The organism is Abyssogena phaseoliformis symbiont OG214 (assembly GCF_016592595.1).
Classification (GTDB): domain Bacteria; phylum Pseudomonadota; class Gammaproteobacteria; order PS1; family Pseudothioglobaceae; genus Ruthia.
Window position 1 is genome coordinate 676,820 of record NZ_AP012977.1, and the last position, 13,545, is coordinate 690,364.

Below are 13,545 nucleotides of genomic sequence, written 5' to 3' on the forward strand. Positions count from 1 at the left end.
TGTACAGATCTGCTTTAGTTTTAGTAAGTAAGATTGATTTTCTAAAATCAACAATCGCAGCAGGGTAGTGGGTGTTGATAAAAAATATGACCTTGAGAAGCTAAAAATCATAGAAATGCTACTAACATTTGTTAATAAAGCATCCACATATAAGCCAGTTTTTTCATCATTAAGAATGGCAATTAACAAAGGGTGAGAGGTGTTATTGTGTGAAACAATTTTGCCGATTAGGTAACTTGCTTTTCTTCTAAAAAACGGTGAACTAATTACTTGAATTTCACAAGACTGCCCCTCTAAAAAATTTGTTTGTTTAATGAGCTGTTTTGCTAACCTTTGTGCATCACGATCAATATTTTCATAGTTTTTATTAAAAGAAAAACTGTTTAGAATTGATTTGGTGATTTCTTCAAGATTTTTATCTTTAATATAATAACCGGCGATAACTGGGTTGCCTATGTCAATAAATGTTGTAGAAACACCTGGTCTTACAAAAATAAAGTTATTGTTATAAAAGCGTTTATCAAACAAACGACAAAACACCGAATTGTAAAAAGTTTCTGCCAGTTCAGGCTGATTGTAAGTGGAAATTAAGTTGATATAGGCAAGTTTGGTATTTACCCATAAAATTTCATCAAACTGGCTGATATTAATGCTTTTTTCAATGTCCTAACAATTTTTTTTAACTTGTTTGTCGTAGAAATATATTCTTTGTTTTGAGTCTTTTAATAATTGCACCCACTGCCTTTTTTCAAAGCATTTTTTTGCACGTACAGAACTTTCTGTAAAAACCTTGTAATGCACTTCAAAGCCACTCAGTATTTTTTGTGCAGTGATTGTTGAAAGATTATTTTCCATGGGATCATCATTCGACTTGTGTTAGTTTGCTTAATTTATCACCTAGTTGTCTACATTCAGACACATCCAAGCAAATTCAAAGCTTTAAATTTGTGCCTTCTCTGTTGAACCTGTTAAGGCGGCTACTGAAGATACACCACCTTAAATAACGGTAGTAACATCATCAAAATAACCTGCCCCAACTTCTTGTTGATGAGAGACAAATGTATAGCCTTTTTCTGCTGCTGAAAATTCAGGCTCCTGAACTTTTTCAACATAATACTTCATGCCTTCGCCTTGAGCATACTTATGAGCAAGTTCAAATATGTTATGCCACATATTATGAATACCAGCCAAAGTGATGAATTGATACTTATACCCCATGGCAGCAACATCCTCTTGAAAGGAGGCTATTTGACTATCGGTTAAATTCTTTTTCCAATTGAACGAAGGCGAGCAGTTGTATGCCAGTAGTTGTTCTGGATTGTCAGCCAATACTGCTTGAATAAATTCACGAGCAAAACCTAAATCTGGCTTTCCAGTTTCACACCATACTAAATCAGCATATGGTGCGTATGAAACGCCACGTGAAATGGCTTGTTCGAGACCATTTTTAACAATATAAAACCCTTCTGGGATGCGTTTTCCAGTCACAAATCTTTCATCTCTGGAATCTACATCAGACGTTAATAGATTTGCCGCTTCAGCATTGGTTCGTGCTAATATAATCGTAGGAATGCCCATTACGTCTACTGCTAAGTGTGCTGAGGTGAGTTTTTGAATCGCTTCTTGAGTGGGGACTAGAACCTTACTACCCATGTGTCCACATTTCTTAACCAAAGCCAGTTGGTCTTCAAAATGAGCCGCTGCTGCACCATTAGTAATCATATTTTTCATAAACTCATAAGCATTTAATACACCGCTAAAACCAGCTTCAGCATCAGCAATAATAGGTAGAAAATAATCAACATATTCTTGATCGTTTTGATTAATACCTTTTGCCCACTGAATTTCATCAGCACGCTTAAAAGTATTGTTAATGCAACGTACCATTGTTGGCACTGAGTCATACGCATACAAGGACTGATCAGGTTGGCAAGTTTCTGATGTATTTCCATCAGCAGCAACTTGCCAACCTGATAAATAAATTGCTTCAATGCCTGCTTTTGCTTGACCTGCTGTGATTGCACTCATACAATTAACATAACCTTTTTTAGAAGAGCCGTTAATCAGTTTCCATAATTTTTCGGCACCTAGTCGTGCATAAGTATATTCAGGTTGTATAGAGCCCCGTAGGTGTACAACGTCTTGCGCATCATAAGCGTGTTTCACATTTTTCCAATGTGGATTCTCAGCCCAGTCTTTTGTCAATGCATCTGCCTACTCTTGTCTATTTGTGGAAATCTCCCAGTGTTATTTTTAAAATGGTTTTTTATACGTTTGTTTCAAAAGTCAATCATACATAGACGGTTTGAATTTAAGGTTGTTTTTTCACTATATAGTTTATTATTTCATAATATGAAAAAAATGATTGCGATAGAAAAAAGTTTGTACATTTTTTCTATGGATGAACCCATGTTAAGTTTGAAAGAAACTTGTACCAGAGTAGAATTTAACCCCTCAACCCCACGTATCGAATATTGCAAACTTTAGCTGATTATGGCTATGTTGTACGCACTGTAGACAAAAACTATTGCATTGGCACGCAGCCTTTATTTTTAAGTGCCATTTATAAAAATACCAATAATTTAGCCCAAATTAGACCTATTGTTGACGGCATTCGGGATGCTTGCGATGAAACGGCCTCGTTTTTTATTGAAGAAGATAATCATTGTATTTGTTTATATCGCGCTCATTCTTTTGGCCTATGGTCAGCGTAAAAACAATCCCAATGGCTTTTTCAAAAATATTCGTGATAAAGGTTATTATGTTTCAGTTAATGAACATAATATTTCTTTGTTTGCAATTTCGATACCAGTTATTGCTGATAATGGTCATTTTGTGGGGGCATTAACCGTATCTAGGCCTATTAGTCGTTTTAGCGACATAAGGCAGAAAGAATTATTATCATTGCTAACCAAATATGTGCGCAATATTCACATGCCTTGAGTCTAATAAAAGGCGCTGTCTATTTACCTCAAAGAGTGTCACTCCTGTGGCGACAGACACGTTTAAACTCTCCACCTTGCCTTGCATGGGAATTTTAGCCAATTGATCGCAAGATTGTTTGGTTAGCCTTCTAAGACCAGAGCCTTCAGCGCCCATAATGATAGCGTTTGGGGTGGTTAAATCTATTTGATAAATAGAGGTATTGGCCGAGCCATCCAAGCCGATTACCCAAATATTTTGTTGTTGTAGTGCTTTAATGGTGCGTGACAAATTGGTCACTTGAAAAATTTTTAGCTGGTTAAGCGCACCTGCGGAAGTCTTATGTACCAGTGCGTTAATAGGTGCTGAACCATCTTTATTAATGACCACACAATCAACCCCAGCTGCATTAGCACTGCGCAAGCAAGCGCCTAAATTTCTAGGGTCTTGAATAGAATCAAGTATTAAAATTAAACCAGTATTATTTAATTTAGACATATAAGAGATTAATTCGTCTTGGTTGGGCAGGGCAGGTAATAATATTTCAGCAGCAACGCCTTGGTGGGGTTGATGATTGCTTAATTTATCTAGTTGAATTTTGGTGCACTGCTGAACACTAATACCAAAATTGTTAAACTCGGAGGCGAGGGTGTTTAAGCGTTTATCACATCGTTTACTTAATGTAAAAACCTTAATAAAGCATTCAGGATTGGACTCTAACTGTGCTTGAACAGCGTGAAAGCCAGTGATAATAATTGATTTTGACATCTACAGCTTACTGTCAAAAATTTCAACATAAGCTTCTTCCCCTAATTTTTTTATCCAGTTATTAAAATCTTTTTGACGTACTAATTTAGCTTTAAGTTCAATTAAGTCGTTATCAACATTATGCTTGTCAATAATTTTAACAATTCTCCAGACTTGTCCTATTTTAAATGGCTGTGATAAACCACCTACTGAAAGGTTTTTCAAGTTCTGTTGAAAAATTTCTGGCAATTTTAATAGATCAAGCCAATCAGATTCGCCACCATTTTTATAAGAAGCATCCTGCGAGTGAAGTTTTGCTAAAGTAGAGAATGAATCGCCTTTGTTAATTTTCTCACTTAGGTTAATTAAGAAGTCCTTAATCAGACTATCTTTTGATCGCAACAATGAGTCTGCTTGATCAACAGAATTAACGGTGATTTGTGCAATTTTTATTTGTTGTTTTAACTTATTTGAATGATTAGGGGTTTTGAGCAATTGCTTGGTTATTTCAGCCTCAGTAAGCTTAATATTAAGATTTTCAACAATAAATTGTCTAAGATCTTCTAGCGATAAACTCTGTTTTACATGGTCAATAACTTCATCAAATTTAGGTAGAGATTGTAATTGCATTAAGCTTAAATCATTATTTGAGGCAATGTTGCTTAGCATGCTATTAATCACATTTGCTTTTGGTGTAATGTTTAGTTGCTTAATTTTCTGTAATTGCAAAATTAAATCTATTTGTTGATTGACCAAGTCAGCATTAACAATGGCAATAATGCTGTTAGGCGTGGCAAATGTATTCAATGAAAATGCACAAATTAATAGTAAAAATTTTTTCATTTTAAAAATCATCAAGATTAGCTAAGTAATTAGGTACATTTTCTTCTAGGCGTTTGTATAAGCTTGAAGAGGTGGTGGCCAATCCTTTGAGCACCACCTCAAACTTGGTTACATAATCATAATCATTGCCACTAACATGTTCTTTAAAGTGTACTAAACGCACCGCCCAACAGCAAGATTCATAAGTAATGCCTGTGGTTTCTTTGTTAGTAATTGAATCACTAATGGATCGATTAATACCCGCAAATACATGTATTTGCTGTGTTAGTGGATAGGCACCATATAATTCAGCTGATTTTTTGCCATTATCGTCATGATGTGCTAAAGTTAAAAACTTTCTAGGGTTTAGAATGTAGCCAACCGAACTATTGCGTTTGCTTATTTTATTGGTTTTTTGGTTGTATTGTAATGAATTATTAAAAGCAAAATCACGCATTGTTAAATTAGCCGACATGGCAATATTAGAATATTTTCTTTGGCTAACCAAGGTGCCATTACTGTTCATGCCTATGTCATCAAATCGGTATGCTTGAGCTATTTTTAAACTTAAATAAGTATCGCCCGTTTCTTCATCAATAAAATCTGATTCAAGACCAAAGGCAAGGTCATTGGCACTGGCAATTCTATCAATACCTGTGAATTTTTGCCCTGAAAACAGACCTTCATATGAATCATTTTTATCATCTGAATCAAAATTAGGCAGTGCACTTTGGTCTTTTTTAGGTGTGTAATTGTAAGCCAGTCTTGGGGTTAAGGTTTGGGTTAAATTTGTACCAAATAAGGATATTTTCCTTTCTAAAAATAATTTAGAATCAAGATTAAAACTAGCAATATTACGTTTTTGATTAGCAACATCATCCATCGTGTAATCGGTTGTTGATAAATTCAAACTTGGGGTGAGGGAGTAGTTATTAGTCTTTATTGAGCGGCTAAATTTTGCTTGTGCGTAAGTACGCATTCCAGTTTTATTGGTTATGGTATTTGAGTTTTTGTGTGTAAATTTGGTACTAACCAATGATAAATTAACATGACGCCCGCTCAAGCCTCCTTTATAGCCCTTGTTAATAGATAATTCTGGTGCGCGCGTGTACGAGGCACTACCATTATTAATGAGTTGTTCCGACTCGGCAAATAAAAACATGGTTAAATTTTGCTTTTGATCTTTATAAGACAAATCAATATGAGATTGTAATTCTGAATCTGAAGTGTTGCTATGAACAATTTCTTTAAAATAATCTGAATCTGACACTCGATTGGTAACAATACTTAAATCAGTTTTGGCATTAAGTGATAAATCTAATTTTGAATTTAATAGCCAGCGCCTATTGTTGGTAATTTTATCTTTATTTAAATAATGACCTTCAATTTCAAAATGCCCATCATCCAAGTACTTATTATTAATAAGTTGACGATATTTGCCCTCAAGTACACTGCCGCGACTTGACAGCTGGTTAAGTGTTAAAAGAAAATCACGATCAGGGGCAATATTAAAGTAATAAGGAATTCTAACTTGGTAGTTGTTGCCCTTGTCAGTGTCTGATTCATTATAACCACCAAATGCTGGCGCTAAAAATCCAGAGCCACGACCTTCCAACACCCATTCATGATGGGGAGAATAAAAAATAGGCACACCTAAAAACTCAATAGTAACATCTTCTGCCACACCCTTATTTGTTGAAGAATTTAATGTAATTTTGTCAGCCTTCATTTGCCAGTCAGAATTACCAAGTGGGCATAAACTATAGCTACCTGAGCTAAATACTTGCTTAGTACCATCATTAGTTACAACTTTAGCGCGACCATTTATCCTTGAATTAGGGTAGTGAAATTTGACCTGATTTAATGTTGAGAGAGTCACTTCGCCTTGTTTTTTAACCACAGCCTTATCACCAGTCAGCATAAGCTCGTTATCTTGAAATTTAACATGACCAGTTGCTATAGATGCTTTACTGGACTTGTTAATACTGATTTCATCAGCACCTAAAAAATAAGTACTTGAATTTAATGAAACATTACCTTTTAAGAGGTAATTACCATCTTTAATAACTTCACTATAATCCGCCTGAACATCGAGATCTTTGGTCTTGTCTGAAAGGATTTGTTTCGGGAAAAGTAAGGCATTGTTTTGACAATTTAATACTAAGCTTTCGGAGTTAATAGTACTAGATAGTAGGGTAAATAATGAATAAAGAGCTAATTGCTTTTTCATGGTGGTTGTGTATTTTCTTAAATTTTGCCATTTTAACATTATATACCGCAATAATAGATTGCTTATTAATTACATAAGCTTGCTTTAGTTTGGGTAAAATAAACTCTGATTTTCATTATAATTTGGACACACGTAAATAAAATGGCTTGGAATGACAACAACAATAAAAACCCTTGGGCTGGTAGTAATCAAACACCACCAGAATTAGAGGAAGTGATTAAAGATTTTAAAAATAAATTTGATGGTTTCTTTAATAATAAAAAATCATCGGGTGCTGGCGCATCTAAAATACCCTCAAGTGGTGGTTTTAAATATATATTAATTTTGGTTTTATTAGTCTGGCTGTTGTCAGGTATTTATATTATCGATCCAGCTGAAAAAGGCGTTGTGTTACGCTTTGGTGCATTCCAAGAAGAAACCTCTCAAGGGCCTCATTGGCACATTCCCTATCCGATTGAAACTTTAAATAGAATTAATGTTGAACAGATTAGAACAGCTGAGATTGGTTATCGTAATGTGATTAACGGCAATCGACGCTTTGGCGGCAACGTTTCATCCGAATCTTTAATGCTGACTAAAGATGAAAATATGATTGAAGCTAAGTTTGCAGTTCAATATAAAATTAATGATGTTCAGGCTTATTTATTTAATGTTGCCAATCCAGATACAACACTTCGTCACGTCGCTGAAAGTGCTATTCGACAAGTTGTTGGCCAAAATACTATGGACTTCATCTTAACTGAAGGTCGAGTTAGTATCGCTGATGATATTAAAGAAAAATCTCAAAGTTTACTCAATAGATATAAGACTGGCTTGTTAATAACAACGGTTAACATGCAAGATGCACAGCCACCAGAACAGGTGCAATCTGCCTTTTCTGATGCGGTTAAAGCTCGTGAAGACAAGCAACGTTTGATTAACGAAGCACAAACTTATGCCAATGATATTTTGCCAAAATCTCGTGGTAAGGCTGCGCGCATGCTTGAGGAATCAAAAGCTTATAAATCTGAAGTGGTTTCTAAATCAGAAGGTGAGGCGTCGCGCTTTAAGCAAATTTTAGCCGAGTATGAAAAAGCACCTAAAGTTACAAGGGAGCGCTTATATCGAGAAACAATGGAAAATGTACTGGCCACTACCAGTAAGGTAGTGGTCGATTCTAAGGCTAATAGTATGATGTACTTGCCTATTGACAAACTGATTAATGCCAGACAGGCAAATACCCAAGAATCATCAACACAACAAAACAATCAAGGTGGTAATGTTAGAGACATTTTCCGCAATAGAGGAGGTAGATAATGCAAAAAATAGGTTTAGCAATAATTGCTGTTTTATTCTTAGTATTGAGTTCAACACTTTACACAGTTAACGAAACCCAAACCGTTATTAAATTGCGTTTAGGTGAAATTGTCACTGTTGAGGAATCTCCAGGCCTTAAATTCAAAATGCCGTTTGTTAATAACATTGTAAAATTTGACAATCGTATTCAAACTTTAGATACACCAGCCGAGCGGTTTTTAACAGGCGAGAAGAAAAATGTAATTGTTGATTCTTACGTCAAATGGCGCATTACTGATGCTGAGCAGTTCTACAAATCAACAGGCGGTAATATAGCAAGAACCAATAATCGTCTAACACAGATTATTAAAACTGGTCTTAAAAGTGAATTTTCAAAACGCACGATTGCCGATGTAGTTTCTGGCGAGCGTAGTGAAATTATGTCCAATATTGTCAGGCTTGCTGAAAAAGACATCGCTCAATTTGGTATTGAAATTATTGATGTGCGCATTAAACGCATTGATTTGTCACAAGAGGTGTCTAATTCAGTTTATCGTCGTATGCAAGCAGAGCGCCAACGAGTGGCCAAGGAGTTTAGATCCAAAGGCGCAGAAGAGGCTGAAATCATCAGAGCGGCAGCTGACAAAGAACGTACCATTATTTTGGCAAATGCTTATCGAGATTCTGAGAAAATTCGAGGTGAAGGTGATGCAGTTAGTACAAATAACTATGCACAAGCTTATAATAAGAATGCAGATTTTTATGCTTTTTATCGTGCGCTAGAATCATACAAAAAGTCATTTTCTAATCAAAACAATATTTTAGTACTTAATCCAAATACGAAATTTTTCCGTTACTTCAATCCGCAAATTAAATAATTAAAATGGGGGCATGGCAACTACCTGAAGGTATAGATGAACTCACTAACGATCAAGCATTAGTTTTTGAGTCTCTGCGCCGTCAGCTTTTAGACTTATATGCTGACAAAGGTTTTGGTTTGGTTATTCCACCTATGGTTGAGCATGTTAATTCACTACTACTGACCAGTGATGCTATTGATGAGAAAACCTTTAAATTATTAGACCCTATCAGTGGTAAAATGCTAGGTGTGCATGCTGATATTACCCCACAGATTGCACGAATTGATGCCAAACGTGACAGTGATTCAGTTGAAAAATATTGCTATATTAATTCAATTCTAAAAACCAAGGCGGATGATTTTTATGCCTCACGCTCTCCCATTCAAGCAGGGGCTGAGTTATATGGCTCAAATGAAATTAATGCTGATGTTGAAGTGATTGAGTTGATGCTGGAAAGCTTAAAGTTGTTATCAATTAGTCCAATCGTGCTTAGTTTGAGCAATGTTGCAATTTTTGATGCATTGATAACACAAGAAGACATTTCAATACAAACCATCATACAATTGCGAGCAATTTTCTCGCGTCGTTCAACCCCAGATTTGGCAGTATTTTTAAATAATAACGCACTTAAAAATACTGATTTATTTACTCGTTTGATAAAACTAGAAGGAGGAGCAGATATTTTAAGCGAGGCATTGACAATATTTAGCTACCTTGATCAAGCCAAGGTAGCCATTGAAGATTTAATTATCATTGATAAACAACTTAATGCCAAAGGCATTAAAGCCATTTTTGACCTTAGTGAATTGCAAGTTCATGAGTATCACACCGGTATTGTATTTTCAGCTTATAACGAAAACTACTCCAAAGCATTAGCACAAGGTGGTCGTTATAATGGTATTGGCAAGTCTTTTGGCAAATCAAGAGCAGCTACTGGTTTTTCATTTGATTTGAAATTTTTATCTCAACGTCATTTTTAGTCAATGATTTTAAGCAAATATTTTTTTAAAAACATTAAATAGTTAGGAACTAGCATGTCAAAAAATGTAGTCGTTATTGGTACCCAATGGGGTGATGAAGGCAAGGGAAAAGTGGTTGATTTAATCACAGATAAAGTAGCGAGTGTGGTGCGCTTTCAAGGCGGGCACAACGCAGGTCATACCTTGGTAATTAACGGTAAAACAACTGTATTGCACCTTATTCCTTCGGGTATTTTGCGCAACCATGTTGAGTGTTTAATTGGTCATGGCGTAGTATTGTCAATGTCTGCTTTGTTAAAAGAAATGACAAAGTTAGAAACTGCCGATATTAATGTAAAAAAACGCTTAAAAATTAGCCCAGGCTGTCCTTTGATTTTGCCATATCATATTGCCCTTGATAACGCCCGTGAAGTAAAGCGTGGCAAAGCTGCTATTGGCACTACAGGCAATGGTATTGGCCCTGCTTATGAAGACAAGGTTGCTCGCCGTGGCTTGCGTGCAGGTGATTTATTAGATCCAAGCCTATTTGCTTTAAAACTTAAAGAGGTGATGGAATACCATAACTTTTCTTTGACTCATTACTATAATACAGACCCTGTTGATTGTCAAGCTACGTTAGATGAAGCCTTATCTCAAGCAGAGCAAATCAAACATATGATTGTTGATGTAACAGAGCAAATTCATCAACACATTGCTAATGATGAAAACATATTATTTGAAGGAGCACAAGGTGCATTATTAGACATTGACCAAGGCACTTACCCATTTGTCACCTCCTCAAACACAACCTCTGGTGGTGCAGTCACTGGCTCAGGTGTTGGCGTAACAGACATTGATTATGTATTGGGCGTTGTTAAAGCCTATACAACACGTGTGGGTGGTGGCCCATTCCCAACCGAGTTGATTTATGATGTTGCTCTTGATAAGGGTGATAAAATTGGCAAAGTACTGGGTACAGTTGGCCATGAATTTGGCGCAACCACAGGTCGTCAACGTCGTTGTGGTTGGTTAGATATGGTAACGCTCAAACGTTCATTTAACTTAAATGCAGTGACGGGCATTTGCCTAACCAAACTTGACGTGATGGACACTTTGGAGACAATCAAAATTTGCACAGCTTATGAGGTTGATGGTGTTGAAACAACCACCCCCCCATTTTCTGCTGAAGGTTACGCTAAAGCCAGGCCAATCTATATTGAAATGCCCGGCTGGAAAACCTCAACCATTAGCACCGATTCCTTTGATTCATTACCCGTTGAAGCACAAAGCTACATTCGCAAAATTGAACAATTAGCCAATCTTCCAGTAGATATCTTATCCACTGGTCCAGATCGCGCACAAACCCTAATTTTAAAACATCCATTCGAGTAATTAAATGTCAGATCCCCATTATAAAAGAGAGTCAGAAAAATACGATAGCCCAATTCCTTCAAGAGAGTATATCCTTAGTTTTTTTGAAAAAAAATCACATAAATTACATGAATTATGCGATTTGTTGGCCATTGATCATCATCAAAAAAAATCCTTAACGCACCGCCTTAAGGCTATGGTTCGTGATCAACAGCTAAATTGTGATCAGCGTGGCGTGTATCAAAAATTTAGTGCAAAAAGTGGGGTGATGACTGGCACAGTAATTTCCAATCCAAAAGGCTTTGGTTTTATTGCACTAGATGAAGGTGGTAAAGATTTAAGACTATCATCAAAGCAAATGCAATTGGTTTTTCATGGCGACCGAGTCAAAGTACGCTTGCTTAACCAGCGCGGTGATGCACAAATTATTAAAGTTATCAAAAGTATTGAAACTATAGTAGGGCGCCTACATCTTGAAAAAGAAGAGGCTTATGTTGTGGTTGACGACAAGCGTATTAAGCATAATATTAGCATTTTAAAGATTAATAAAGAACATCTTGATGAGCAAGTTGTGATTGTTAAAATCACCAAATCCCCAACCCTAGAAAGCCAAGCAGTGGGTGAAATTGTCCAAATTTTAGGCAGTTACATGGATGAAGGTGTAGAAACAGATTCCGCCCTTTATCGCAATGGTATTCCAGTTGATTTTTCACCCGAAGCGCTCTCACAAACCGATAAATTACCAAGCGTAGTAACCGATAGCGATAAAAAAAGTCGAATTGACATCACTAAAATGAAATTAGTGACGATTGATGGTGAAGATTCTCGCGATTTTGACGATGCCGTTTACGCACAAGCCACCAGCAAGGGCTGGAAATTAGTTGTTGCTATTGCCGATGTATCGCATTACGTAAAAGAAGGCTCAGACTTAGACAAAGATGCCACAGATCGTGGCAATTCGGTATATTTTCCACGTCGCGTTGTACCAATGTTGCCTGAGGCTTTGTCGAACGGCTTATGTTCAATTAACCTTGATGTTGAGCGCTTATGTATGTCTTGTGAGATGAATATTGATACTCATGGTAATTTATTGGATTATAAGTTTTATCCTGCTGTTATGTTCTCACACGCGCGATTAACCTACACCAAGGTGAGCCAAATTTTAGAACACCACGATGTCGATCTGATTCAACAGTACGCATCAGTGATGGATAATTTAAATGCACTGTATGATTTATACAAAGCCCTTAAACACGCCAGAATTAAGCGCGGGGTGATGGATTTTGACCGCATCGAATCACAAATTTTATTTAATGATAACGGCAAAATTGACAACATCATTGCTCGCTCTCACAACGATGCCCACAAGCTGATTGAAGAATGCATGTTAATGGCTAATCAAGCAAGTGCTAAATTTTTAAATCATCATAATGAGGATTTTTTATACCGAATTCATCCCAAACCCACAGCAGAAAAAGTAGAAGTTACTCGCCAGTTTTTAACTGCCATTGGCTTAACGCTTGAAGGTGGCGCACAACCAGATTCTAAAGACTTTGCTAAAGTGCTTGAAAGCGCCAAAGGTAGAGACGATGAAAACATCATTAAAACCGTTGTTTTACGCACCATGAAACAAGCCGTTTACACCCCTGCCAACGAAGGCCACTTTGGCTTAGCATTTGAAGACTATACCCATTTCACCTCACCCATTAGGCGCTATCCTGATCTTTTGGTACATCGCGCCATTAAACGCGTTTTAGACAAAAAGAGCAGAAAACCCAGCAAAAAAATGCTTGAAATTGGCGCACACTTATCCATGACCGAGCGCCGAGCAGACGACGCCTCACGCGATGTTGAACAATGGCTAAAATGCGAATACATGCGCGATAAAGTAGGAGATACTTTTAATGGTGTTATTTCTGGTGTTGCTGGTTTTGGTATTTTTATCGAACTCACCGACGTATTTGTCGAAGGCATGATTGCCATGCGTGACATGAAAGATGACTATTATATTTTCGATGATATTCACCATCAGCTCAAAGGCGAACGCGCTGGCAAGGTTTATCAACTAGGCGACACCATTACAATTCAAGTCGCTTCTGTTAATCTTGACGATAGACAGATGGTATTTGTGCCAGCTAAATAAGGTGCTATAATTTGCCCAGTAAAACGATTAAAAACTGAATTTTTATAGTAATATTTTTTTCATTATAAGCATATAAGATAAAAAATAGTATTTTTTATCTTAAACAGAGGTGAAAGCCGTTATTTTTAATAGAGTATGTCCTTATACTAATAGATAGGTGTTCCTCCTATCTCCATCTTTACTGTTAAACTTTTGTTAAAAGAGGTATTTAGAAAT

The 13,545-nt window shown here is 36.5% G+C and carries 11 protein-coding genes and 1 pseudogene; 7 read left to right on the forward strand and 5 right to left on the reverse strand.

The features are described from left to right. Position 1: 1 nt before the first annotated feature. Together CVPH_RS10470 and aceA are read right to left on the reverse strand one after the other, a co-directional pair. Positions 2 to 855: pseudogene (locus CVPH_RS10470) on the reverse strand (isocitrate dehydrogenase kinase/phosphatase AceK regulatory subunit); the annotation flags it as partial. A 141-nt stretch (positions 856 to 996) separates the two neighbouring features. Beyond that, a complete protein-coding gene (aceA, locus tag CVPH_RS04435) occupies positions 997 to 2,205 on the reverse strand; it encodes an isocitrate lyase (protein ID WP_225879808.1) in 1,209 nt (402 codons plus the stop codon). Between the two features lie 269 nt (positions 2,206 to 2,474). Between aceA and CVPH_RS10125 the strand changes: the two genes are divergently transcribed. Next, a complete protein-coding gene (locus tag CVPH_RS10125) occupies positions 2,475 to 2,714 on the forward strand; it encodes an IclR family transcriptional regulator (protein WP_225879809.1) in 240 nt (79 codons plus the stop codon). Further along, complete coding sequence (locus CVPH_RS10130) at positions 2,695 to 2,943, forward strand: IclR family transcriptional regulator domain-containing protein (RefSeq protein ID WP_225879810.1); 249 nt, start codon at positions 2,695 to 2,697, stop codon at positions 2,941 to 2,943. The genes CVPH_RS10125 and CVPH_RS10130 overlap by 20 nt, the downstream gene beginning before the upstream one ends. Here CVPH_RS10130 and rlmB read toward each other — a convergent pair. Genes rlmB through CVPH_RS04455 form a run of 3 tightly spaced genes read right to left on the reverse strand, consistent with a single transcriptional unit; the run spans position 2,908 to position 6,760 of the window. After that, entirely contained in the window at positions 2,908 to 3,690 is a 783-nt protein-coding gene (gene rlmB / locus CVPH_RS04445) for a 23S rRNA (guanosine(2251)-2'-O)-methyltransferase RlmB (protein WP_201342294.1), read from the reverse strand. The genes CVPH_RS10130 and rlmB overlap by 36 nt on opposite strands. Continuing rightward, positions 3,691 to 4,512: a peptidylprolyl isomerase gene (locus CVPH_RS04450; protein WP_201342295.1), complete on the reverse strand. Its 822-nt coding sequence runs from the start codon at positions 4,510 to 4,512 to the stop codon at positions 3,691 to 3,693. Position 4,513: 1 nt separating this feature from the next. Then, entirely contained in the window at positions 4,514 to 6,760 is a 2,247-nt protein-coding gene (locus tag CVPH_RS04455; RefSeq protein ID WP_201342296.1) for an LPS-assembly protein LptD, read from the reverse strand. 102 nt (positions 6,761 to 6,862) lie between these two features. Here CVPH_RS04455 and hflK point away from each other — a divergent pair, with 102 nt between their 5' ends. The 5 genes from hflK to rnr are packed head-to-tail and all read left to right on the forward strand — an operon-like array spanning position 6,863 to position 13,329. Further along, the gene (gene hflK, locus CVPH_RS04460; protein WP_201342297.1) at positions 6,863 to 8,017 is read left to right on the forward strand and encodes an FtsH protease activity modulator HflK; all 1,155 of its coding nucleotides are present in this window, start codon (positions 6,863 to 6,865) and stop codon (positions 8,015 to 8,017) included. Beyond that, positions 8,017 to 8,874: a protease modulator HflC gene (hflC, locus tag CVPH_RS04465; RefSeq protein WP_201342298.1), complete on the forward strand. Its 858-nt coding sequence runs from the start codon at positions 8,017 to 8,019 to the stop codon at positions 8,872 to 8,874. Before hflK ends, hflC begins: the two co-directional genes overlap by 1 nt. Before the next feature lie 5 nt (positions 8,875 to 8,879). Next, positions 8,880 to 9,836, forward strand: coding sequence for an ATP phosphoribosyltransferase regulatory subunit (locus CVPH_RS04470; RefSeq protein WP_201342299.1), 957 nt, complete (start codon positions 8,880 to 8,882; stop codon positions 9,834 to 9,836). 54 nt (positions 9,837 to 9,890) lie between these two features. Further along, the gene (locus CVPH_RS04475; RefSeq protein WP_201342300.1) at positions 9,891 to 11,207 is read left to right on the forward strand and encodes an adenylosuccinate synthase; all 1,317 of its coding nucleotides are present in this window, start codon (positions 9,891 to 9,893) and stop codon (positions 11,205 to 11,207) included. A 4-nt stretch (positions 11,208 to 11,211) separates the two neighbouring features. Continuing rightward, positions 11,212 to 13,329 (forward strand): ribonuclease R, encoded by a 2,118-nt coding sequence (gene rnr, locus CVPH_RS04480; RefSeq protein ID WP_201342301.1) that lies wholly within the window; start codon positions 11,212 to 11,214, stop codon positions 13,327 to 13,329. Positions 13,330 to 13,545: the final 216 nt, after the last annotated feature.